The sequence below is a fragment of the Bacillus sp. PAMC28748 genome (assembly GCF_014250415.1).
Taxonomy (GTDB): Bacteria; Bacillota; Bacilli; order Bacillales; family Bacillaceae; genus Bacillus; species Bacillus licheniformis.
The window spans coordinates 3,066,115-3,089,592 of sequence record NZ_CP060192.1; the positions used below are offsets into that span (position 1 = coordinate 3,066,115).

Here is a 23,478-nt window from a genome sequence, read left to right on the forward strand (position 1 = left end):
CCTTTGGTGAAAAGCCGAAAGAAGATCCCGCTTAGAAAATGCGTCGTAACAGGGGAAATGAAGCCTAAAAAAGAGCTCATCCGCGTCGTCCGTTCGAAGGAAGGCGAAGTTTCCGTTGACCCGACCGGCAAGAAGAACGGCCGGGGAGCCTACCTTACACTTGATAAAGACGTCATTTTAACTGCAAAAAAGAGAAACAGCTTAGCAAATCAGCTTCAAGCACAGATTGATGATCAGATTTTTGATGAACTGCTGGAACTGGCGGAAAAGGAGAACAGATAAATGTCGGAATCAGAATGGTTTTCCTTGCTGGGTCTGGCGAATCGAGCTCGAAAGGTCGTGTCCGGAGAAGACCTGGTTGTGAAAGAAATCAGGCATTCGCGCGCAAAGCTTGTTTTGCTTGCAGACGACGCATCGGCTAACACGGAGAAAAAAGTAACCGACAAATGCAGGCACTACGATGTACCGGTGAAAAAAGTCGGTGATCGTGTGCTTCTGGGCCGTTCAATCGGCAAAGAATCCCGTGTGGTTGTTGCTGTCACTGATCAAGGTTTTGCGAATACGTTGCTCCGAAAGCTCGATTAATTTTTTTTGGGGGTGAACGAATGGCTAAAATGAGAGTTTATGAATATGCAAAAGCCATAAATGTTTCAAGTAAGGATATTATCGCGGCATTGAAAGATATGAATATCGAAGTCAATAACCATATGGCGATGATCGAAGAAAATGCGATCAAACAGCTCGATCAAAAATTCAAGAAGAGCGCTAAACCTGCGGGAAATAAAAAGGATGCCGGTACAGGCGGACAAAAGCCGCAGCAAGAAGCCGCAAAACTGAATGCCGGAAGTAAGCCAAACAAAAATCGAGACGGAAAGAAGAATAACGTGCAGAATACTCAATTTAACAATAAAAACAAGAAGAAAAACAACAACAACAAAAAGAACAAACGCGGTAAAAATCATCAATCTCCTCAGGAGAAGCAGTTCAAGCCGAAAAAAGAACTGCCTGAAAAAATCGAATTTACCAACTCAATGTCGGTCGGCGCGCTTGCCGAAGAGCTCGGAAAAGAACCGTCAGAAATCATTAAAAAATTAATGCTTCTCGGCATCATGGCGACGATCAACCAAGATCTTGACAAAGATACCGTTGAGCTGATCGCTTCAGAATACGGCGTCGAAGTCGAAGAAGTGATCGTCCATGAAGAAACCGAATTCGAAAAATACGAAGAGCCGGATAACGAAGAAGACCTCGAAATCCGTCCTCCTGTCGTAACGATCATGGGTCACGTCGACCACGGAAAAACAACGCTTCTCGACAGCATCAGAAAAACGAAGGTCGTTGAAGGCGAAGCCGGAGGCATCACTCAGCATATCGGCGCTTATCAGATCGAGGAAAACGGCAAGAAGATTACCTTCCTCGACACTCCGGGCCACGCCGCGTTTACAACGATGCGCGCACGCGGTGCGGAAGTTACGGACATTACGATTCTCGTCGTAGCTGCAGATGACGGGGTCATGCCGCAGACGGTTGAAGCGATCAACCATGCGAAAGCGGCTGAAGTGCCGATCATCGTCGCTGTCAACAAAATCGACAAACCGACGGCAAACCCTGACCGCGTGATGCAGGAGCTGACTGAACACGGTCTTGTTCCTGAAGCATGGGGAGGCGAGACGATTTTTGTTCCTCTTTCCGCACTTTCAGGAGAGGGAATCGATGAGCTGATCGAAATGATCCTGCTCGTCAGCGAAGTCGAGGAGCTCAAAGCAAATCCGAACCGCAGGGCAAAAGGAACGGTCATCGAAGCCGAGCTTGATAAAGGTAAAGGTTCTGTCGCAACGTTGCTCGTTCAAAACGGAACGCTTCACGTCGGAGATCCGATCGTCGTCGGGAACACTTTCGGACGCGTTCGTGCGATGGTCAATGATGTCGGCAGACGCGTGAAATCGGCGGGACCGTCAACTCCTGTTGAGATCACCGGGTTGAACGAAGTTCCGAACGCAGGGGATCAGTTCCTTGTGTTCAAAGACGAAAAAACAGCCCGTTCCGTCGGCGAAGCGCGCGCTACCAAACAGCTTGAAGAACAGCGCAGCGATAAAGCGAAGCTCAGCCTTGATGACTTGTTTGAACAGATTAAACAAGGCGATGTCAAAGAAATTAACCTCGTCGTAAAAGCCGATGTTCAAGGCTCTGTTGAAGCGCTGGCCGCAGCTTTGCAAAAAATTGAGGTCGAAGGCGTCAGAGTCAAAATCATCCACACAGGCGTAGGTGCGATTACCGAATCAGACATTATTTTAGCTTCTGCATCAAATGCAATCGTGATCGGGTTTAATGTCAGACCTGACGGAAATGCTAAGAGTACCGCCGAAGCCGAAAATGTGGATATCCGCCTCCACCGCATCATTTATAAAGTCATCGATGAGATCGAAGCAGCCATGAAAGGCATGCTTGATCCTGAGTATGAAGAAAAAGTGATCGGCATGGTTGAAGTCCGTCAAACATTCAAAGTCTCTAAAATCGGAACGATTGCCGGAGGCTATGTAACGGAAGGTACGATCACGCGCGACAGCGGAATCCGCTTGATCCGCGACGGCGTCGTCATCTTTGAAGGGGAAGTCGATGTGCTGAAACGCTTTAAAGATGATGTCAAAGAAGTTTCACAAGGCTATGAATGTGGTATCACCATTAAGAAATACAACGACATACGCGAAGGCGATATGATCGAAGCGTATGTCATGCAAGAAATTGAAAGAAAGTGATCGGTTTCGTTGAATGCGAATGCATCATTTACGATGCATCATCACTCAAGGAAAAGCGGGCGGTGCTGAAGCGGATCATCACAAGAATCCGCGCCAAGTTCAACGTTTCTGTTTCAGAAATTGACTATCAGGACACTTGGCAGCGCACAAGCTTTGGTATCGCCGCCGTTTCTTCCTCTCGCGTGCAAACGGAAAAAGAGCTGCAGCGGGTCCTCGCCTTTATTGACTCTTTTCCGGAAATTGAACGGACGATCACGAGAACAGAGTGGTTTTAACGTAGAGGTGGTATGGTCATGACGATGAGAGCTACCCGTGTGGGAGAGCAGATGAAAAAAGAACTTGGTGACATTATCGGCAGAAAGCTGAAAGATCCGCGAATCGGATTTTTAACAGTCACCGACGTCAGGGTCTCAGGTGATTTGCAAATTGCCAAAGTGTATATTTCCGTTTTAGGCGATGAAAAGAAACGGGAAGAAACGCTCAAAGGCCTGGCAAAAGCAAAGGGCTTTATTCGTTCCGAACTTGGAAACCGAATCAGGCTTCGCAAAACACCTGAAATCCATTTTGAGTTCGATGAATCGATCGATTACGGAAACCGTATCGAAACATTGATTCACGAGCTGAACGCAAACAAAGAAGAATCATAAGCTGAAAAAGGATAGGCGGGCGACTGCCTGTCCTTTTTAGCTCCAAATGAGAAAGGGGCGAAGAAGCACGAATGTATAACGGAGTCCTTCTATTACATAAACCGGTCGGCATGACCTCGCACGACTGCGTCATGAAGATCCGCAAACTGCTGAAAACAAAAAAGGTCGGCCATACCGGTACACTGGATCCCGAGGTGTCGGGCGTTCTCCCGATCTGCGTCGGGAGGGCAACCAAAATCGTCGAGTATTTGACCGAAAAGTCCAAAACATATGATGCAGAGGTCACGCTTGGCTGTTCCACGGAGACAGAGGATCAGACGGGGGAAGTCACAGAAAAGAAACCCGTCTTAGCGCCGCCTGATGAACAGACCGTGCAGAGCGTCCTGAGATCTCTTGAAGGAACGATTGAGCAGGTTCCGCCGATGTATTCAGCTGTCAAGGTAGGCGGCAAAAAGCTGTATGAATACGCGCGGGCTGGAATCGAGGTTGAACGGCCGAAGCGGACCATCACCATCCATCATATCGAACTGACATCCGAGATCCGCCATGAGGGGGATAAAGCCCGCTTCCGGTTTGTTGTGACATGTTCAAAAGGCACATATGTCAGGACCTTGGCGGTAACCATCGGGGAGAAGCTCGGATATCCCGCGCATATGTCCAATCTGGTCAGGACCGCGTCAGGCCCTTTCACCCTTGACGAATGCTTGACCTTTGAAGACGTCGAAGGCTTGATCGCTGACGGAACATTGTCTGAAAAGCTCGTCCCCATCGAACGTGCGCTTGATCATTTGCCGAAATGGATAATTAGTGATACATTAGCTAAGAAAGTGGAAAATGGAGCGGTGCTTGAAACGCCCGGCAGCTTTTCTCATTTGACGAGCGAAGACCGCATTGCGGTCTTTACGGAAGCAGGCCGGTGCACAGCCGTCTATTATCCGCATCCGACCAAAACCGGTTTGTTGAAGCCGGCAAAAGTACTCGTGCAAAAAAGCGAACAATAGAAAAGGTGACCGTTCTTGAAGACGATACATATTTCCCACCCACACGACTTGAAGCGTGAGGATTTTCCGACATCAGTTATGGCATTAGGTTATTTTGACGGTGTTCACCTGGGACATCAGCAAGTGATTCTTACAGCAAAAAACACCGCGGCAAGAGAAGGGGTCAAAACGTCCGTGATGACCTTTCATCCCCACCCTTCTGCCGTGCTCAAAAAAGGCCGGGAGCCGAAGGATTTAATCACGCCTTTGCAAGACAAAATCAGCATCATTGAAGATTTAGGGGTCGATTTTTTATACGTTGTCACATTTACCCCTGAATTCGCTTCTCTATCACCTGAGGAATTTATCGATCAATATATACTCGGCTTTCATGTCACTCATGTTGTAGCCGGATTTGACTTTACCTTCGGGAAATTCGGCAAAGGCACTATGGAAAACTTCCAGGAGTATGCGAAAGGCCGTGTTAAAAGCACGTCTGTCGCAAAATATTCCAATCAGGATCAAAAGGTAAGCTCCACGAGGATCCGCAGCGTTCTGGGAGCCGGTGACGTCGAGTACGCTGCTGAACTGCTCGGCAGGCCGTACCATGTGAAAGGCTTTGTGATCCACGGCGATAAAAGAGGCCGCACGATCGGATTTCCGACCGCGAATATCGGCCTTAAAGACACATACATCGTCCCGCCGACAGGTGTGTACGCCGTTAAAGCCGAAATCGGCGGCGCTGTCTACAACGGCGTCTGCAATGTCGGATACAAGCCGACGTTTTACGAAAAACGGCCGGGTCAGCCTTCAATCGAAGTCAACTTATTCGATTTTGACCGTGACATATACGGCTCCGAAATCAAGGTTGAATGGTATAAGCGGCTGAGGAGCGAAAAAAAATTCGGCAGCGTTGACGAGCTTGTCGAACAGATTTCTAGAGACAAAGAAGAAGCGATCCGCTTCTTCAGAGAGCGGAAGCCGGCCGGAATCTAGATGTATGGAAACGGCAATACGCGTCAACAATGGTGATAAAAAGGTAAACTTCATCATAAATGGTTGCATTAGACCCGAACTTTTAGTATCATATTGTCTGTAGCTTTAAAACCGTTCACTTGGCAAATCGAATCACCGGCGTTTGCTAGGTAATCGGGGCTAATATTATATGGAGGTGAAACAGGATGGCAATTACTCAAGAGCGTAAAACACAACTCATCAATGAGTTCAAAACCCACGAATCTGACACGGGATCACCGGAAGTTCAGATCGCTATCCTAACAGATCAAATCAACAACTTGAACGAGCATTTACGCACTCACAAGAAAGACCATCACTCACGTCGCGGTCTTCTTAAAATGGTAGGTAAACGTCGTAATCTTCTTACGTATCTTCGTAACAAAGACGTAACTCGTTACCGTGAGTTGATCAACAAACTTGGATTACGTCGATAATCGTAAAAAGCGGGAGGATTCCCGCTTTTTTATCGTATAAGAACGAATATCCGGCAACTCTAAAACGCGTTGTTCATATAAATGATTTTAAATGACACCGATTCATTCTTTACATAGCACTTTGCCATTGATATGTTCAATTCATTTCGTTCATAATAGGAGTAACCTAAAAACTATCCGAAGAGAGGAGTTCATATAAGAATGGGACAAGAGAAACATGTCTTTTCCATAGATTGGGCCGGCCGCAAGCTCACAGTAGAAACCGGCCAGCTTGCAAAACAAGCAAACGGAGCTGTCATGGTGCGTTATGGAGACACTGCAGTGCTCAGCACCGCAACGGCTTCAAAAGAACCTAAAACCGTAGACTTTTTCCCGTTAACCGTAAATTACGAAGAAAGACTTTACGCCGTCGGAAAGATTCCGGGCGGGTTTATTAAAAGAGAGGGAAGACCGAGCGAAAAAGCGATTCTCGCCAGCCGGTTAATCGACAGGCCGATCCGCCCGCTGTTCGCAGACGGCTTCCGGAATGAAGTTCAAGTCGTCAGCATCGTCATGAGCGTTGACCAGGATTGTTCGTCAGAAATGGCGGCAATGTTTGGATCATCTCTTGCGCTGTGCGTATCCGACATCCCGTTTGAAGGGCCGATCGCCGGAGTGACGGTAGGCCGGGTTGACAACAAATTCATCATCAATCCGACACTTGAACAGCTTGAAAAAAGCGACATTCATCTCGTCGTAGCGGGAACGAAGGACGCGATCAACATGGTTGAAGCGGGAGCAGACGAAGTTCCGGAAGAGATCATGCTTGAAGCGATCATGTTCGGTCACGAGGAGATCAAACGGCTGATTGCCTTCCAGGAGGAAATCGTCGCCGCTGTCGGGAAAGAAAAATCAGAAATCACCCTGTATGAGATCGATTCCGATCTGAAAGAAAAAGTGCGGGGAATGGCCGAATCGAACCTCTTAAAAGCCATTCAGGTTCATGAAAAGCATGCGCGCGAGGACGCGATCAGCGAAGTGAAAAACGAGGTTTTGGCCAAGTTTGAAGAAGAGGAACACGATGAAGAAACGCTGAAACAAGTGAAAGACATTTTGTCCCAGCTTGTTAAAAATGAAGTGCGCCGTCTGATTACGGAGGAAAAAGTTCGTCCTGACGGCAGGGCTGTCGATGAGATCCGCCCGCTTTCTTCAGAAGTCGGACTGCTTCCGAGAACACACGGTTCAGGACTTTTTACAAGGGGACAGACTCAGGCGCTCAGCATTTGTACGCTCGGTGCGCTTGGCGATGTGCAGATTTTAGACGGTCTCGGCGTCGAAGAATCCAAACGCTTTATGCACCATTACAACTTCCCGCAGTTCAGCGTCGGGGAAACAGGGCCGATGCGCGGGCCGGGACGCCGCGAAATCGGGCACGGAGCCCTCGGGGAACGAGCGCTTGAGCCGATTGTTCCGTCTGAAAAAGACTTCCCGTACACCATCCGCCTCGTCTCTGAAGTGCTTGAATCAAACGGTTCCACTTCCCAGGCGAGCATTTGTGCAAGCACGCTAGCGATGATGGATGCAGGGGTGCCGATTAAAGCCCCGGTTGCCGGAATCGCGATGGGTCTTGTCAAATCAGGTGACAACTATACCGTCTTAACCGATATTCAAGGTATGGAAGACCATCTCGGGGATATGGACTTTAAAGTGGCGGGAACGTCCAAAGGCGTCACAGCTCTGCAAATGGATATTAAGATCGAAGGCTTATCGAGAGAGATTTTGGAAGAGGCTCTTCAGCAGGCGAAAAAAGGCAGAATGGAGATCCTTGAAAGCATGCTGAGCACATTGGCTGAATCAAGAAAAGAGCTTTCTCCTTATGCGCCGAAAATCTTGACGATGTCGATCAATCCGGATAAAATCCGCGACGTCATCGGACCAAGCGGAAAACAAATCAATAAGATCATTGAAGATACAGGCGTTAAAATCGATATTGAACAAGACGGCACAATCTTCATTTCTTCTACCGATGAAAGCATGAACCAAAAAGCGAAGAAAATCATCGAAGACCTTGTCAGAGAAGTTGAAGTCGGACAGCTTTACTTAGGTAAAGTGAAGCGGATTGAAAAATTCGGAGCTTTCGTTGAACTGTTCAGCGGAAAAGACGGTCTTGTCCATATTTCAGAGCTTGCGCTCGAACGGGTAGGAAAAGTCGAAGATGTCGTCAAAATCGGCGACGAGCTCCTTGTAAAGGTTACTGAAATCGATAAACAAGGACGCGTCAACTTATCAAGAAAAGCTGTACTGCGTGAACAGAAGGAAAAAGAAGAACAAAAATCGTAAAAAAAACGGTGTCTATCTTGCTTCTGTCTTCGTCTTCAAGCAACAGGAAGCCTGGGTAACCCGGCTTCTTTGTTTTAAGCCGTGAAAACGGTCCGGTTCTATCTTGTCCTTTTCTCACATATTTTGTGGGGAAGGGAGGAATACAATTGAAAGGAACGATTGTTCGGATTTCCGTTTTTTTCTTTCTTTTGCTGATGTCCTATCAGATGATGAACCGTCCGTATTCACAACATTACATAGATGCGATGAAAAAAGACGCGGTCACGGTTGCCGCTCAAAAGGACGATTTGTACCAGGAGCTTTTGCAAAAAGCGCCTGAATATGAAGTGAAGGCCCAGAATGCGAAAATTGATCACATATGGAAAGCGATGCCCGGCTACAACGGCTTAAAAGTAAACATCGAAAAATCGTACAAAAAAATGAAACAGGCCGGTGAATTTGATGAGAAACTGCTCGTTTATGACCAAGTGAAGCCTGACGTTCATTTAGAATCCTTAAAGCCTGAGCCGATCTACCGCGGACACCCGGATAAACCGATGGTATCGTTTATTATCAATGTCGCTTGGGGTAATGAATATTTAGAAGAGATGCTTCCCGTCTTACAACAGCATCGTATCAAAGCCACCTTTTTTCTGGAGGGCAGATGGGTGAAGCATCACCCCGAGCTGGCCAAAGCCATACAAAACGGCGGGCATGAAATCGGAAACCATTCATACAATCATCCGGATATGAGCAAACTGACGAGAGAACGTATTTCAGAACAGCTGCGGATGACAAATGAACAAATACAGGAAACGCTTGGCGTCAAGCCGAAGTGGTTCGCCCCGCCGAGCGGCAGCTTCCGCAAAGAGGTTGTGGATCAGGCTCACAAGATGGGGATGGGAACGATCATGTGGACAGTTGATACGATCGATTGGCAGAAACCGCAGCCGGCCGTCTTACAGCAACGGGTATTAAGCAAAGTACATAACGGCGCCATGATATTAATGCATCCGACAGATCCAACTGCAAAAAGTCTTGCCGTTTTGATACAGAACCTGCATGAAAAAGGCTATCAAATCGGAACTGTTTCACAGCTGATGAATGAAAAAAGGCTTGTTGAAGAATAGGATGTGCGGCCCGTTCTTTGAATAGGAGGAACAAATTTGATTAAACGGTATACTTGTCAAAATGGGGTAAGAATCGTATTCGAAAACAATCCCACCGTCCGGTCTGTGGCCATCGGAGTTTGGATTGGAACCGGATCAAGACATGAAACACCCGAAATTAACGGCATTTCGCACTTTCTTGAGCACATGTTTTTCAAGGGGACAAAAACGCGCACTGCAAGGGACATCGCAGAGTCTTTCGATAGAATCGGCGGACAGGTCAACGCGTTTACCTCAAAGGAATATACGTGCTATTACGCCAAAGTGCTCGATGAGCATGCAAGCTATGCTCTGGAAGTGCTTTCTGACATGTTCTTTCATTCATCATTTGACGAAGAAGAATTAAAAAAAGAAAAAAACGTCGTCTATGAAGAGATTAAAATGTATGAGGACACACCTGATGACATCGTCCACGATCTCTTGAGCAAGGCGTCATACGGCAGCCATTCCCTCGGCTATCCGATCCTCGGCACAGAGGAAACACTTGCCGAATTTGACGGAGATTCGCTCAGAAAATATATGAACGAATATTACACGCCTGACCGAGTCGTCATTTCCATAGCCGGAAATGTGCCGGAAACTTTTATAAAAGAAGCTGAAAAGCATTTCGGTTCATATGAAGCCAAAGGCAAAAGAACCGGCATGACAAAACCGGATTTTCACCATGAGAAAATGACGCGCAAAAAGGAAACCGAACAGGCTCACCTCTGCCTCGGCTTCAACGGGCTGGAAGCAGGCCATCCGGAAATCTACGATTTGATCGTTCTCAATAATATTTTGGGAGGAAGCATGAGCAGCCGCCTCTTTCAGGATGTCCGCGAAGATAAAGGTCTTGCATATTCCGTGTTCAGCTACCACACTTCCTATGAAGACAGCGGCATGATGACCATCTACGCGGGAACCGGCGCAAATCAGCTTCAGCTCCTGTCAGAAACGATTCATGAAACACTGCGTGCGCTGAAAAGCGACGGTATTACACCGAAAGAGCTTGAAAACAGCAAAGAGCAAATGAAAGGCAGCCTGATGCTCAGTCTCGAAAGCACAAACAGCAAAATGAGCCGCAACGGCAAAAATGAGCTTTTGCTCGGTAAACACCGGACGCTTGATGAAATCATCGAAAAGTTGAATGCCGTCAGCCTCGAGCGTGTGAACAATCTTGCCAACCGGATTTTCACCGATGATTACTCATCTGCATTAATCAGCCCGTCGGGTGAGCTGCCGAAATAATGCCTCCTTAAAACATGCTTGTCTTTTTAGGCAGGCATGTTTTTTGTTATCGGTTCATACATCATAACAAAAGGGGGTTTTTTTCATGAGGCTGAGTGAACTTTCGGGAAAAGAAATCGTTGATGTTAAGCGGGCCGAACGGCTCGGCGTACTGGGGCAGACGGACCTTGAGATCAATGAGCAGGACGGTCAGATTACCGCTCTTATCATCCCTTCTGTTAAATGGTTCGGACTAGGAAGAAAACAGGGGAATGACATTAAGGTGCCCTGGTCGCAAATTCAAAAAATCGGCTCGGATATGATCATTTTGGATGTTCCGGAAAGCAGCGTGACAAAAGAGGAGTAAGCAAGGTGGAAACCCGCCCGTCCCATGGGGGCGGGCTTTTTGTTTTTCTGGATTTCAATTCACCGCTATTTCCTTTTTGTCATATGATGAAATTAGCTTATGAATTAGATCCTTGTCAAAAAAGAAGGTGAATGTTAGAGCCATGTTAACCGGATTGACGATTGCAATCATCGGCGGCGATGCAAGGCAGCTCGAGATCATCCGCAAGCTGACGGAACAGGATGCAAAGGTCTTTTTAATCGGTTTTGATCAGCTTGATCACGGGTTTACCGGAGCTACAAAACTAAAGCTGAACGAACTTGATTTTGGCACAATAGACAGCATTATTCTGCCTGTATCGGGCACATCGATGGAAGGAACGGTTGCGACTGTTTTTTCCAATGAAAAAGTGGTGTTAAAACAGGAACATTTAGAAAAAACCAAGCCGCACTGCGCGATTTATTCAGGGATTTCAAACCAATATTTAGACGGCATGGCCAAAGGGGCGAACCGTCGTCTTATCAAGCTCTTTGAAAGAGACGATATTGCGATTTACAACTCGATACCTACAGTCGAAGGTGCCATTATGATGGCCATACAGCATACAGACTTTACGATTCACGGCTCGAATGTAATGGTTCTCGGGCTGGGGCGGACGGGAATGAGCATCAGCCGGACGTTCTCGGCGCTCGGCGCACGCGTAAAAGTCGGAGCTCGCGACTCCGCCCACCTCGCCAGAATCATGGAGATGGGCCTCACTCCTTTCCACACAAACGAACTTGCAGAGCATGTTGAAAATATCGACATATGCATCAATACCATTCCAAGCCTGATTCTCGATAAACATGTCCTCTCACGAATGACACCCAGAACATTAATTCTCGATTTAGCAACCCGTCCCGGAGGCACAGATTTTGATTTTGCCGAAAAGCAAGGCATTAAAGCGCTGCTTGCTCCAGGACTTCCCGGGATCGTCGCGCCTAAAACGGCGGGACAGATCATTGCCAATGTTTTGTGCAACCTTTTGTCTGAATTAACAACTGACCGAAAGGGGCTGTCATAATGTCGATCAAAGGAAAAAGAATCGGATTTGGCCTAACGGGTTCACATTGTACGTATGATGCCGTTTTTCCGCAGATTGAAGCGCTGATCAACAAAGGGGCTGAAGTCAGACCGGTCGTGACGCATACTGTCAAGTCGACGGATACACGCTTTGGAGAAGGGGAAGAATGGGTCAGAAGAATAGAAGAGCTGACTGGATTTGAAGTCATTGATTCCATTCCGAAAGCTGAGCCTCTCGGGCCGAAAACACCGCTGGACTGCATGGTTGTTGCGCCATTGACGGGAAATTCGATGAGCAAGCTTGCAAACGCCCAGACGGACAGTCCGGTTCTCATGGCGGCCAAAGCGACGATGAGAAACTCCCGTCCCGTCGTCCTCGGCATTTCAACGAATGACGCGCTCGGCTTGAACGGCGTCAACTTGATGAGGCTGATGGCGGCAAAAAATGTTTACTTTATTCCGTTCGGCCAGGATGACCCTTACAAAAAGCCGAATTCGCTCGTCGCCAAAATGGATCTTTTAGTGCCGGCGGTCGAAGAAGCGCTCTCCCATAAACAAATACAGCCTATCCTGGTCCATAATGATCAATAAATCTTTTGAAAATAAAGATGTAACAAAAAATATCAATCACCACGGCACACATCTATGTTAAAATAAAATGTAAAATGCATAGTCAACCAATCGTTTACGACGATTAAGGTGGAAGGAGTTTTACAATTGGGCAGAGGATTACATGTAGCAGTAGTTGGTGCGACAGGCGCTGTAGGACAGCAAATGTTAAAAACACTAGAAGACAGGAATTTTGAACTGGATAAACTGACTTTATTATCCTCAAAACGTTCAGCAGGTACGAAACTGACTTTCAAAGGCGAAGAGTACACAGTAGAAGAAGCTCGTCCTGAGAGCTTTGAAGGCGTCAACATCGCGCTTTTCAGCGCCGGGGGAAGCGTTTCGCAGGCGCTTGCTCACGAGGCTGTCAAACGCGGGGCGATCGTCATTGACAATACGAGCGCGTTCCGGATGGACCAAAACACTCCGCTCGTCGTACCTGAGGTCAATGAGGAAGATTTGCACAAGCACAACGGGATTATTGCAAATCCGAACTGTTCAACCATCCAGATGGTTGTTGCGCTCGAACCGATCCGCAAGGCTTTCGGTTTAAACAAAATCATCGTATCGACTTATCAGGCGGTGTCTGGAGCCGGAAACGAAGCTGTAAAAGAGCTCTACGGGCAAACCGAAGCCATTTTGAACGACAAACCGTTCGAGCCTGAGATCATGCCGGTGAAGAGTGATGAAAAACACTACCAAATCGCATTTAACGCTATTCCTCAAATCGATAAATTCCAGGAAAACGGCTTTACGTTTGAGGAAATGAAAATGATAAATGAAACGAAAAAAATCATGCACATGCCTGAGCTTCAAGTTTCAGCCACATGTGTCAGACTGCCGATTGCAACAGGGCATTCAGAATCCGTCTACATCGAAACAGACCGTGATGATGTGACAGCAGAGGATATTAAAAATCTGTTAAAAGAAGCTCCAGGCGTCGTTCTGCAGGATGATCCAGCTAAACAGGTCTATCCGATGCCTGCAGATGCAGTAGGGAAAAGAGACGTATTTGTCGGCCGGGTGAGAAAAGACCTTGACCGCCCGAACGGTTTCCATCTGTGGATCGTTTCCGACAACCTGCTGAAAGGCGCGGCATGGAATTCCGTACAAATCGCAGAAAGCCTAAAAGCTTTAAATTTAGTTTAAGATTTCTAACGGGATGTGAGAAGAGAGTGAGGCAAAAATGAAGGCCTGCTCTCTTCTGTTACGTCCGAAATCAACTTGGAGTGAAATAAAGTGAAAATCATCGTTCAAAAATTCGGCGGAACGTCTGTAAAAGATGACCGCGGCAGAAAGCTTGCCTTAAACCATATTAAGGAAGCGGTCAATGAAGGATACAAAGCGGTTGTCGTCGTATCGGCCATGGGCCGGAAAGGCGATCCGTATGCGACTGATTCATTGCTTGATCTGCTTTACGGCGGACAGGATACAATTACCGAGCGTGAGCAGGATATGCTTTTATCATGCGGGGAAACGATTTCCTCTGTTGTGTTCGCCAGCATGCTTTTGGAAAACGGGATTAAAGCTGCTGCTTTAACCGGTGCGCAAGCGGGCTTTTTAACAGACAACAACCATACGAATGCAAAGATTCTCGAAATGAAGCCGGAGCGGCTTGTCAGCATGCTGGCCGACCATGATGCGGTCGTCGTCGCAGGCTTCCAAGGCGCGACTGCAAAAGGGGATATCACAACGATCGGCCGCGGCGGAAGCGATACATCGGCCGCTGCGCTTGGCGCGGCTCTGGACGCGGAATTTATCGATATTTATACAGATGTCGAAGGCGTCATGACAGCTGATCCGCGCATCGTTGAAAAAGCGAAGCCGCTGCCTGTGATTACCTATACGGAAATCTGTAATTTAGCCTATCAGGGGGCCAAGGTGATCCACCCGAGAGCCGTTGAAATCGCAATGCAGGCGAAAGTGCCGATCCGCGTGCGTTCAACCTATTCAAACGAAACCGGTACGCTCGTCACAAGCCATCACAACTCGAAAGCCGGAAGCGACGTTTTTGAGCGGCTCATCACAGGCATCGCCCATGTGAAAGACGTGACACAGTTTAAAGTCCCGGCAAAAGAAGGACAATATAACGTACAGACTGAAGTGTTTAAAGCGATGGCGAATGCGGGCATCAGCGTCGATTTCTTCAATATTACACCAAGTGAAATTGTCTACACGGTGGCTGGAAACATGACAGACCGCGCCCACAGCATCCTGAAGGAATTGGGCTATGAACCGGCCGTGACGAGAAATTGCGCGAAAGTGTCAGCGGTTGGCGCGGGGATTATGGGCGTTCCAGGCGTCACCTCAAAAATCGTTACCGCTTTGTCAGAAAAAGGCATTCCGATCCTGCAGTCTGCTGACAGCCATACGACGATATGGGTGCTCGTGCACGAGAAAAATATGGCGACGGCCGTAAATGCGCTGCATGAAGTGTTTGAACTGTCAAAATAAATATGATTGAATCATGATGAGGTGAAAAAAATGAATTTCGGAAATATCGCAACCGCGATGGTTACGCCCTTTGACAAAAATGAAAATATCGATTTTCAAAAACTGTCAAAGCTGATCGATTATTTACTAAACAATGGGACGGATTCCCTGGTCGTTGCCGGAACAACCGGAGAATCGCCGACGCTTTCCGAAGAAGAAAAGGTAGCGCTCATTCAATACTCTGTCAAGGAAGCGGCAGGCCGTGCCCCAATCATCGCCGGCACGGGAAGCAACAACACGAAGGCGTCGATCAAGCTGACGAAAAAAGCTGAAGAAGCCGGCGCTGACGCTGTCATGCTCGTCACTCCGTACTACAACAAGCCTTCTCAGGAAGGCATGTACCGCCATTTCAGAGCGATTGCGGAGGAAACATCGCTGCCTGTCATGCTTTATAATGTGCCGGGAAGAACGGCTGCTTCGCTCGCACCAGAGACGACAATCCGCCTTGCGGAGATCCCGAATATTATCGCCATTAAAGAAGCGAGCGGCGACCTAGATGCGATAACAAAAATCGTAGCCGAAACCCCTGAGGACTTTGCAGTTTATTCAGGAGATGACAGCCTGACACTGCCGGCGCTGTCCGTGGGAGCGAGAGGAATCGTTTCCGTTGCATCACACATCATCGGACCGGAAATGCAGGAAATGATCAAACATTATACCGAGGGGAACACGGCTCAGGCTGCTTTGATCCATCAAAAGCTGCTTCCGCTGATGAAAGGGCTTTTTGCCGCACCGAACCCGTCTCCATTAAAGACGGCTCTTCAGCTGAAGGGTCTTGACGTCGGGTCCGTCCGGCTCCCTTTGATTCCGCTAAATGAAGATGAACGACTCCGTTTAAGCAGCCTGATGAACGGCCTGTAAAAAACAATACGGACGAAAACGGTCATTCTCTTTTGGAGGGGATGACCGTTTGTCATATACATAATGGTTCTTGTTTTCTAAATTTAGATTCAGGTATAATAGGGACAAGTGATGATGGACGGGTACTTAGATTAGGAGGATTACAATTTGAAAAAAAATACAGAAAATATTAGAATCATCGCCTTAGGAGGCGTCGGAGAGATCGGAAAAAACCTCTATGTCATTGAAATCGATTCAGACATATTCGTGGTTGACGCCGGCCTCATGCATCCAGAAAATGAAATGCTGGGTATCGATGTGGTCATCCCTGACATTTCTTATTTAATTGAACGATCTGACCGCGTAAAGGCGATTTTTCTCACACACGGGCATGAAGAAAACATCGGCGGCGTATTTTACTGCCTGAACAAGCTTTCTGTGCCTGTTTACGGAACGAAGCTGACGCTTGCCCTTTTAAAGGAAACGCTGAAGCAGTACGGTGTAAACAAAAAGCCCGATTTAAGAGAAATTCATTCAAAATCCGTTATTACATTTGAATCGACAAAGGTGTCATTCTTCAAAACAAATCACAGCATCCCGGATTCCGTCGGTGTCAGCTTTAAAACATCCCTCGGATCCATCGTGTGCACAGGCGATTTTAAATTTGACCAGACACCTGTGTTAAACCAGACAAGCGACATCGGCGAAATTGCCAAAATCGGCAACAGCGGTGTGCTGTGCCTGCTTTCCGACAGCGCCAATGCCGAGAAGCCGGGCTATACGCCTTCAGAAGCACTCGTTGGCGGAGAGATATCCGATGTGATGTACAACGCCGAAAACCGCGTGATTATTGCCGTGTTCGCGTCTAACTTTAACCGGATTCAGCAGGTGATTGATGCCGCGCTGCAAAACGGCAGGAAGCTTGCAGTTTCAGGGAAAAATATTTCGGCGATACTCCAGCTGGCGATGAAACTCGGGTATGTCACGGCAGATGAAGATATGTTCATCCCTGTCCAAGAAGTCAAAAAGTATCCAAAAAGAGAAGTCGCGATTTTGACAGGGGACAACCATGGAGAGCCGCTCGCCGCATTGACCAGGATCGCAAAACAAGGGCATAAGCAGCTTGACATTGAGGAAGGGGATACCGTCCTGATCGCATCCTCCCCTATCCCGGGTCAGGAGCTTGTTTACTCCAAAGCGGTCGATCTCTTAACGAGAGCGGGCGCCCAGGTCGTATTCGCACAAAAACGCGTCCATGTATCAGGCCATGGCTGTCAAGAAGAGCTGAAGCTGATGCTCAACTTGCTGAAGCCGAAGTATTTAATCCCCGTAAACGGTGAATACAGAATGCAAAAAGCGCATTCCAAGCTTGCCGAAGAAATCGGCATGAAACGGAGCGACATTTTCCTGATTGAAAAAGGAGATGTCGTGGAATTCCGCGGACAAAACGTTAAAATCGGCGATAAAGTACACTCAGGCAATATATTGATCGACGGACTCGGCGTCGGCGATATCGGCAACATCGTGCTCAGAGACCGCCGTCTGCTATCCCAGGACGGAATCTTAATTGTTGTGATTACCCTTGATAAAAAGAAAAAACATCTAGTTTCAGGACCCGAAATTATCACGAGAGGTTTTGTCTATGTCAGAGAATCTGAACAGCTGATCGTTGAAGCGACAGAGCTTGTCAGGGAACTCGTCAACGAAAGCACAGAAAACGCCGTCGTCGAATGGTCCGCCTTAAAACAGACGATGCGTGAGGCATTAAACCAGTTCCTATACGAAAAAACGAAACGAAAACCAATGATCATTCCAATCATCATGGAAGTATAAAAAACCAAGAGACTCCTCTTGGTTTTTTTTCATGCCTTTTGCGTTGAATGAAAAAAACGCCATTGTCCATAATACAAAAGAAACTCGAGAAAGAGGTGAGCCAGATGGATTCAAACCGGATACAAAACGGGGACAGCCAAGGGGAGCAGCCGGCTAAGCAGGACGCAAAAGACAGTCTCGTCAACAAAATCCAGCAGCTCGGCGAAACGACACTCCCGCAGATGGGGCAGGACACCAACATTCACTGCCTGACCATTATCGGACAAATTGAAGGTCACGTCCAGCTTCCTCCCCAAAACAAAACAACAAAGTATGAACATGTGATTCCCCAGATCGTTGCAGTAGAGCAGAATCCTAAAATCGAAGGTCTGCTCATCATCTTAAACACGGTCGGAGGAGACGTAGAAGCGGGCCTTGCGATTGCGGAAATGCTGGCGTCCCTGTCAAAGCCGACGGTCTCTATCGTACTGGGCGGCGGACATTCAATCGGAGTTCCAATCGCAGTGTCCTGCGACCACAGCTATATCGCTGAAACAGCTACGATGACGATCCATCCGGTCAGGCTGACAGGGCTTGTCATCGGTGTGCCGCAGACATTTGAGTATCTCGACAAAATGCAGGAAAGGGTCATCAATTTCGTGACAAGCCATTCCAACATATCGGAAGAAAAATTTAAAGAACTGATGTTTTCAAAAGGCAATTTAACCCGTGACATCGGGACGAATGTCGTAGGAAACGATGCGGTTAAATACGGATTAATCGATGAAACCGGCGGAGTCGGACAGGCGATTCAAAAGCTGAATGAATTAATCGAACAAAACAAGGGCGCCCAGGAAGGGATGATCCAATGATTCTGTATACGACAATGCCGCAGGAAATCGTGTTCGCAGGGCAGGCGGAAAACTCGAACTTAAAACAGATCGATGTAAACGGCGTGCCCCTTTTAGTCGAGATGAACGGAGAGGAAGCAAGGGTCGTTCAGGTTCTCAGCACGAACCCGATGGATTTTTTAAAACAAGAAACGGCCCCTGGGCAGACGCTTAAACTGACATTTTATAAATAGCTGGAGTGTCTCAAGGATAAATATGCTATAATAGGGGAATCCAGAGGAAAATCGCAGCCGAAAAAAGGCTGCTTTCTCTTTGTTTTTACATTTTTTAACACGCAGTAAGGTGATGGAACATGGCAAAAAGAAAACGAAAATCAACAAAGAAACAAAAACAAGGAAAAAAACGGATCCATCTTAAATTTGAATTGTACGGATTAATCTGTATCGCCATCTCGATTATTGCGGTTTTGCAGCTTGGCGTAGCAGGGCAAACGTTCATTTACATGTTCCGCTTTTTCGCCGGTGAATGGTTCATCCTTTGCCTTCTCGGCCTCTTTTTAACGGGCTTGTCTTTATTTTGGAAAAAGAAAACACCCAGTTTTTTGACGAGGAGAAAAGCGGGCCTTTACTGCATCATTGCAAGCATGCTGCTTCTTTCACATGTCCAGCTGTTTCAGCATTTGACCGAAAGGGGAATGGTTCAGTCTCCGAGCGTGATCCAAAATACGTGGGAGCTGTTTCTGATGGATGTAAAAGGCGAGACAGGATCGCCTGATCTTGGAGGCGGAATGATTGGAGCCCTTTTATTCGCGGCGTCATATTTTCTGTTTGCATCTGCAGGATCTAAAATCATCGCCGTCTTCCTGATCTTGATCGGCCTTCTTTTGATTACGGATCGGTCGCTTCAGGAGACGCTGATCAAATGGATGACCCCGGTCGCCTCCTTCATGAAAAACCAGTGGCAGGCCTTTTTAGCAGATCTTAAACAATTGAAAAACAGCTCGCCGAAAAAGAAATCCGGAAAAAAACAAAAGACGCAGAGAAAACCGAAAGTGTCTGAAGAGCCTGTACAAGAAGCGGACCTTGATCCAGATCCGGTTATTCAATCAGAACCGATTATTTCAAGCTTTTCCGACCGTGATGAAAAGCCCGAAGTTCAAGCTTACGAAGCTCCGGCGGCTCCTGCTGAACCTCCTGCTGAGCCCGAAATCGGTGAGGAAATGCAGGCCTCCGGCGCGCCCGAAATCACGTTTACAGAGCTAGAAAACAAGGATTACCAGCTTCCGTCGATTCAATTGCTGGATGATCCGAAGCACACAGGGCAGCAGGCGGATAAAAAGAATATTTACGACAATGCCAGGAAGCTGGAAAGGACGTTTCAAAGCTTCGGAGTTAAGGCGAAAGTCACCCAGGTTCATCTCGGCCCGGCCGTCACGAAATATGAAGTCTATCCTGATGTGGGCGTCAAAGTCAGCAAAATTGTCAACTTAAGTGACGACTTGGCTTTAGCGCTCGCGGCCAAGGATATCCGCATCGAAGCCCCGATCCCCGGAAAATCGGCGATTGGAATCGAAGTGCCGAATGCGGAAGTGGCGATGGTTTCCTTGAAAGAAGTGCTTGAATCGAAACTGAATGACCGGCCGGATGCAAAGCTGATGATCGGCCTCGGCCGGAACATTTCCGGAGAAGCGGTATTGGCAGAGCTGAACAAAATGCCCCACCTTCTTGTTGCAGGAGCGACCGGAAGCGGGAAAAGCGTCTGTGTCAACGGGATCATTACAAGCATTTTGATGAGGGCAAAGCCCCACGAAGTGAAGATGATGATGATTGATCCGAAAATGGTCGAGCTCAATGTCTACAACGGGATTCCGCATTTGCTCGCTCCCGTCGTGACAGACCCGAAAAAAGCATCGCAGGCTTTGAAGAAAGTCGTCAACGAAATGGAGCGGCGCTACGAATTGTTTTCTCACACGGGAACGAGAAATATCGAAGGGTATAACGACTATATTAAACGGATGAATGCCGCAGAAGAAGCAAAGCAGCCGGAGCTTCCATACATCATTGTGATTGTGGACGAGCTTGCCGACCTGATGATGGTCGCTTCCTCTGATGTTGAAGACTCGATCACAAGGCTTTCGCAAATGGCCAGGGCGGCGGGCATCCACCTGATCATTGCGACGCAGAGGCCTTCGGTCGATGTTATCACAGGGGTCATTAAAGCCAACATTCCGTCAAGGATCGCTTTCAGCGTATCGTCTCAGACCGACTCCAGGACGATTCTTGATATGGGAGGCGCTGAAAAACTTCTCGGCAGAGGGGACATGCTGTTTCTCCCTGTCGGCGCCAATAAACCGCTCCGCGTTCAAGGTGCCTTTCTGTCAGACGAAGAAGTTGAAAAAGTTGTCGATCACGTCATCAGCCAGCAAAAAGCCCAATACCAAGAAGAAATGATTCCAGAAGAGACGCAGGAAACGGTCAGCGAAGTGACAGACGACCTTTATGACGAAGCGGTCGCACTTGTGGTCAGCATGCAGACGGCTTCTGTATCCATGCTGCAAAGGAGATTCCGCATCGGCTATACAAGAGCGGCGCGGCTTATCGATGCCATGGAAGAGCGGGGAATCGTCGGCCCATATGAAGGATCAAAACCCCGTGAAGTTCTCTTGTCAAAAGAGCAATACGAAGAACTCTCTTCTTGAGAAGAGAGTTCTTGTTTAACATAATTTCATTATGTAAACTAAAAAACATCTATTTATTTATTTGACAAAACATGATATAGTTATCCTCAATTAAAGATAATTTGAATCTGATCTGTCAGACGGAGGGAAAACATGTCGATAAAAGCTGACAATCAACGGTTATGTTTAAAGGTGATTGATCGGATAAAAGATGATATTCAAAATGGGGTCTTTTGCGAAAATGAACGGCTCCCGAGTGAATTTGAGCTGTCAAAGATGCTTGGTGTGAGCAGAACGGCTTTGCGTGAGGCGCTTAGAATACTGGAAGAAGAAAACGTCATCATCAGAAGGCATGGAGTCGGACATTTTGTAAATGCCAGACCGTTATTTCTATCAGGTATTGAGCAGCTGAACAGCGTCACAAAAATGATCGAGCAGGCAAGCATGACGCCGGGAACCATTTTTATGTCCTCACAGGTTACCGCTCCCACTGAAGAAGATATGCTCCGGTTTCAATATGCGGAAGAAACCGAGATCTTTTTGCTTGAGCGGGTGAGAACGGCAAATGGAATGCCGGTTGTCTACTGTCTTGATAAAATACCTGTGGACATTCTCCCGGAAGGCTTTTCACACGAGCAGGAATCGATGTTTGAATGGCTTGAGAACAAATCCGGCGCCGTGATCAGCTACGCTGTTGCCGATATTGTGCCAATCGGATATCATGACACCATTTCCCAAATTCTTGAATGCGATCCTGAAACGTCTTTGCTGCTGCTCAAACAGACTCATTATGACCAAAACGATAAGCCCGTTTTATATTCTTTAAACTATTTTAGGGCCGATAAATTCAGATTTCATGTCGTCAGAAAACGTTTTTGATATGCGGGCGCTCTATTAGGAGCGTGTTTTTTTTGCCCGCTTGAGCGCCTATACATAAATAAGCCCGCATCATGGAACAATAACAGATGGAAATACTGATGAATTGGGTGAAAAAAGTTGAGCAGAAAAAAAGACATGAAAAGCATTTTTGCGCTGTCTTCGGTCCCGCTCGTGATGACGCTCGGCAATTCGATGCTGATTCCGGTTTTGCCGGTGATCGAAAAAAAATTAAACATTTCTTCGTTTCAGGTGTCGTTGATCATCACGGTTTATTCAATTGTGGCGATTGTATGCATCCCGATTACCGGCTATATGTCGGACCGGTTCGGAAGAAAAAAGATCATGCTCCCATGCCTTCTGATTGCGGGAGCTGGAGGAGCGTTAGCAGGTTTGGCTTCAACTTTTTTCAATGATCCGTTTGCGATGATTTTAGCAGGTCGCGTCCTTCAAGGAATCGGCTCAGCCGGCGCAGCGCCGATCGTCATGCCGTTTATCGGCGACTTGTTCCAAAATGATGAAGAAATCAGCGCGGGACTCGGAGATATAGAGACGGCAAATACTGCCGGCAAAGTATTAAGCCCGATATTAGGGGCTTTTTTAGCATCTTGGGTTTGGTACATGCCGTTTTGGTTTATCCCGGTCGTGTCTCTTGCCAGCTTTTTTCTCGTCTTGTTTTTTGTTCCCAAACCGAAGGACAAAGATGATGAAAAGCAAACGTTAAAAAACTTTGCAAAAAGCGTACAGGAAATTTTCAAACGGGAAGGTCGGTGGCTTGTTTCCACTTTTGTCATCGGCGGAATTATTATGTTTCTTTTATTCGGAGTGCTCTTCTACCTGTCGGATACTTTGGAGAAGAAGCATCAAATTGACGGGATTGCGAAAGGAGCGCTTCTCAGCATTCCGCTGCTTTTTCTTTCCGTCAGTTCCTACCTTGCCGGAAAGCTGATCGGAAACGATAAGATCAGAATGAGGATCTGCGTGCTGATCGGCATGATCCTGCTGGCTTTGTCGTTTGCCGGTTTGTGGTGGAACCACAGCTTTTACCCGTTATTTTTGTTTATGTCCATCGGCGGCATCGGCATCGGAATTGCGCTCCCTTCTTTGGATGCGCTGATTACCGAGGGAATTGAAAAAGAAGAGCGCGGCACGATATCTTCGTTTTACAACAGCATGAGGTTTATCGGTGTTGCGCTCGGACCGCCGGTTTTCGCCTATATGATGACAAATGCGGGGTGGCTGATTTTCATCGTATCGCTTTTGTGCAGTTTAGCTGCACTAGCGCTTGTGCTGTTTAATATTGACCCGAAAGAAGACGAAAGTGAAGCGGCAAAGACGGTGTAGATCTGCACCGTCTTTTTCATAAGGTTTTTTAGTTTCCTTAAATCTCCTCCAGTTGATATAA

General features: G+C 47.3%; 23 protein-coding genes. All 23 read left to right on the forward strand.

Annotated features, from left to right (window positions below; translation table 11 throughout):
* Positions 1 to 6: 6 nt before the first annotated feature.
* The 23 genes from rnpM to H7F26_RS15855 all read left to right on the forward strand — a co-directional run bounded on the left by rnpM (position 7) and on the right by H7F26_RS15855 (position 23,417).
* Positions 7 to 282, forward strand: a complete 276-nt coding sequence (gene rnpM / locus H7F26_RS15745) for an RNase P modulator RnpM (RefSeq protein WP_009328499.1) — start codon at positions 7 to 9, stop codon at positions 280 to 282.
* Positions 283 to 585 carry a YlxQ family RNA-binding protein gene (locus H7F26_RS15750; protein ID WP_003181867.1) on the forward strand — a complete coding sequence of 101 codons (303 nt, stop codon included), beginning with the start codon at positions 283 to 285 and terminating at the stop codon, positions 583 to 585.
* Positions 586 to 605: 20 nt separating this feature from the next.
* A complete protein-coding gene (infB, locus tag H7F26_RS15755) occupies positions 606 to 2,756 on the forward strand; it encodes a translation initiation factor IF-2 (RefSeq protein ID WP_009328498.1) in 2,151 nt (716 codons plus the stop codon).
* Positions 2,753 to 3,031, forward strand: coding sequence for a DUF503 domain-containing protein (locus H7F26_RS15760; protein WP_003181871.1), 279 nt, complete (start codon positions 2,753 to 2,755; stop codon positions 3,029 to 3,031). The genes infB and H7F26_RS15760 overlap by 4 nt, the downstream gene beginning before the upstream one ends.
* A gap of 18 nt (positions 3,032 to 3,049) precedes the next feature.
* On the forward strand, positions 3,050 to 3,403 hold the full coding sequence (gene rbfA / locus H7F26_RS15765; protein ID WP_003181873.1) for a 30S ribosome-binding factor RbfA: 354 nt from the start codon (positions 3,050 to 3,052) through the stop codon (positions 3,401 to 3,403).
* A 71-nt stretch (positions 3,404 to 3,474) separates the two neighbouring features.
* The gene (truB, locus tag H7F26_RS15770; RefSeq protein WP_003181875.1) at positions 3,475 to 4,404 is read left to right on the forward strand and encodes a tRNA pseudouridine(55) synthase TruB; all 930 of its coding nucleotides are present in this window, start codon (positions 3,475 to 3,477) and stop codon (positions 4,402 to 4,404) included.
* Positions 4,405 to 4,419: 15 nt separating this feature from the next.
* On the forward strand, positions 4,420 to 5,379 hold the full coding sequence (gene ribF, locus H7F26_RS15775; RefSeq protein WP_003181877.1) for a bifunctional riboflavin kinase/FAD synthetase: 960 nt from the start codon (positions 4,420 to 4,422) through the stop codon (positions 5,377 to 5,379).
* A gap of 185 nt (positions 5,380 to 5,564) precedes the next feature.
* Positions 5,565 to 5,834, forward strand: a complete 270-nt coding sequence (rpsO, locus tag H7F26_RS15780; protein ID WP_003181879.1) for a 30S ribosomal protein S15 — start codon at positions 5,565 to 5,567, stop codon at positions 5,832 to 5,834.
* A gap of 201 nt (positions 5,835 to 6,035) precedes the next feature.
* Positions 6,036 to 8,153 (forward strand): polyribonucleotide nucleotidyltransferase, encoded by a 2,118-nt coding sequence (gene pnp, locus H7F26_RS15785; protein ID WP_003181881.1) that lies wholly within the window; start codon positions 6,036 to 6,038, stop codon positions 8,151 to 8,153.
* A gap of 194 nt (positions 8,154 to 8,347) precedes the next feature.
* Positions 8,348 to 9,262 (forward strand): polysaccharide deacetylase family protein, encoded by a 915-nt coding sequence (locus tag H7F26_RS15790; RefSeq protein WP_011201653.1) that lies wholly within the window; start codon positions 8,348 to 8,350, stop codon positions 9,260 to 9,262.
* Between the two features lie 36 nt (positions 9,263 to 9,298).
* Positions 9,299 to 10,528: a M16 family metallopeptidase gene (locus H7F26_RS15795; protein WP_003181885.1), complete on the forward strand. Its 1,230-nt coding sequence runs from the start codon at positions 9,299 to 9,301 to the stop codon at positions 10,526 to 10,528.
* Between the two features lie 85 nt (positions 10,529 to 10,613).
* Positions 10,614 to 10,874, forward strand: coding sequence for a YlmC/YmxH family sporulation protein (locus tag H7F26_RS15800; protein ID WP_003181887.1), 261 nt, complete (start codon positions 10,614 to 10,616; stop codon positions 10,872 to 10,874).
* Positions 10,875 to 11,016: 142 nt separating this feature from the next.
* Entirely contained in the window at positions 11,017 to 11,916 is a 900-nt protein-coding gene (gene dpaA, locus H7F26_RS15805; protein ID WP_003181889.1) for a dipicolinic acid synthetase subunit A, read from the forward strand.
* Positions 11,913 to 12,506 carry a dipicolinate synthase subunit B gene (gene dpaB, locus H7F26_RS15810; protein WP_025804556.1) on the forward strand — a complete coding sequence of 198 codons (594 nt, stop codon included), beginning with the start codon at positions 11,913 to 11,915 and terminating at the stop codon, positions 12,504 to 12,506. Before dpaA ends, dpaB begins: the two co-directional genes overlap by 4 nt.
* Positions 12,507 to 12,632: 126 nt before the next feature.
* Complete coding sequence (gene asd, locus H7F26_RS15815; protein WP_003181892.1) at positions 12,633 to 13,673, forward strand: aspartate-semialdehyde dehydrogenase; 1,041 nt, start codon at positions 12,633 to 12,635, stop codon at positions 13,671 to 13,673.
* Between the two features lie 90 nt (positions 13,674 to 13,763).
* The gene (gene dapG, locus H7F26_RS15820; RefSeq protein ID WP_003181894.1) at positions 13,764 to 14,978 is read left to right on the forward strand and encodes an aspartate kinase; all 1,215 of its coding nucleotides are present in this window, start codon (positions 13,764 to 13,766) and stop codon (positions 14,976 to 14,978) included.
* A gap of 30 nt (positions 14,979 to 15,008) precedes the next feature.
* Entirely contained in the window at positions 15,009 to 15,878 is an 870-nt protein-coding gene (gene dapA, locus H7F26_RS15825; RefSeq protein WP_003181896.1) for a 4-hydroxy-tetrahydrodipicolinate synthase, read from the forward strand.
* 147 nt (positions 15,879 to 16,025) lie between these two features.
* Positions 16,026 to 17,690 (forward strand): ribonuclease J2, encoded by a 1,665-nt coding sequence (gene rnjB, locus H7F26_RS15830; RefSeq protein ID WP_003181900.1) that lies wholly within the window; start codon positions 16,026 to 16,028, stop codon positions 17,688 to 17,690.
* Between the two features lie 104 nt (positions 17,691 to 17,794).
* Positions 17,795 to 18,541: a ClpP family protease gene (locus tag H7F26_RS15835; RefSeq protein ID WP_003181902.1), complete on the forward strand. Its 747-nt coding sequence runs from the start codon at positions 17,795 to 17,797 to the stop codon at positions 18,539 to 18,541.
* Entirely contained in the window at positions 18,538 to 18,753 is a 216-nt protein-coding gene (locus H7F26_RS15840) for a YlzJ-like family protein (protein WP_003181904.1), read from the forward strand. The genes H7F26_RS15835 and H7F26_RS15840 overlap by 4 nt, the downstream gene beginning before the upstream one ends.
* Positions 18,754 to 18,872: 119 nt before the next feature.
* Positions 18,873 to 21,218 (forward strand): DNA translocase FtsK, encoded by a 2,346-nt coding sequence (locus H7F26_RS15845; RefSeq protein ID WP_011197982.1) that lies wholly within the window; start codon positions 18,873 to 18,875, stop codon positions 21,216 to 21,218.
* 132 nt (positions 21,219 to 21,350) lie between these two features.
* Complete coding sequence (locus tag H7F26_RS15850; RefSeq protein WP_003181905.1) at positions 21,351 to 22,076, forward strand: GntR family transcriptional regulator; 726 nt, start codon at positions 21,351 to 21,353, stop codon at positions 22,074 to 22,076.
* 135 nt (positions 22,077 to 22,211) lie between these two features.
* The gene (locus tag H7F26_RS15855; protein WP_031314629.1) at positions 22,212 to 23,417 is read left to right on the forward strand and encodes a bacillibactin exporter BcbE; all 1,206 of its coding nucleotides are present in this window, start codon (positions 22,212 to 22,214) and stop codon (positions 23,415 to 23,417) included.
* Positions 23,418 to 23,478: the final 61 nt, after the last annotated feature.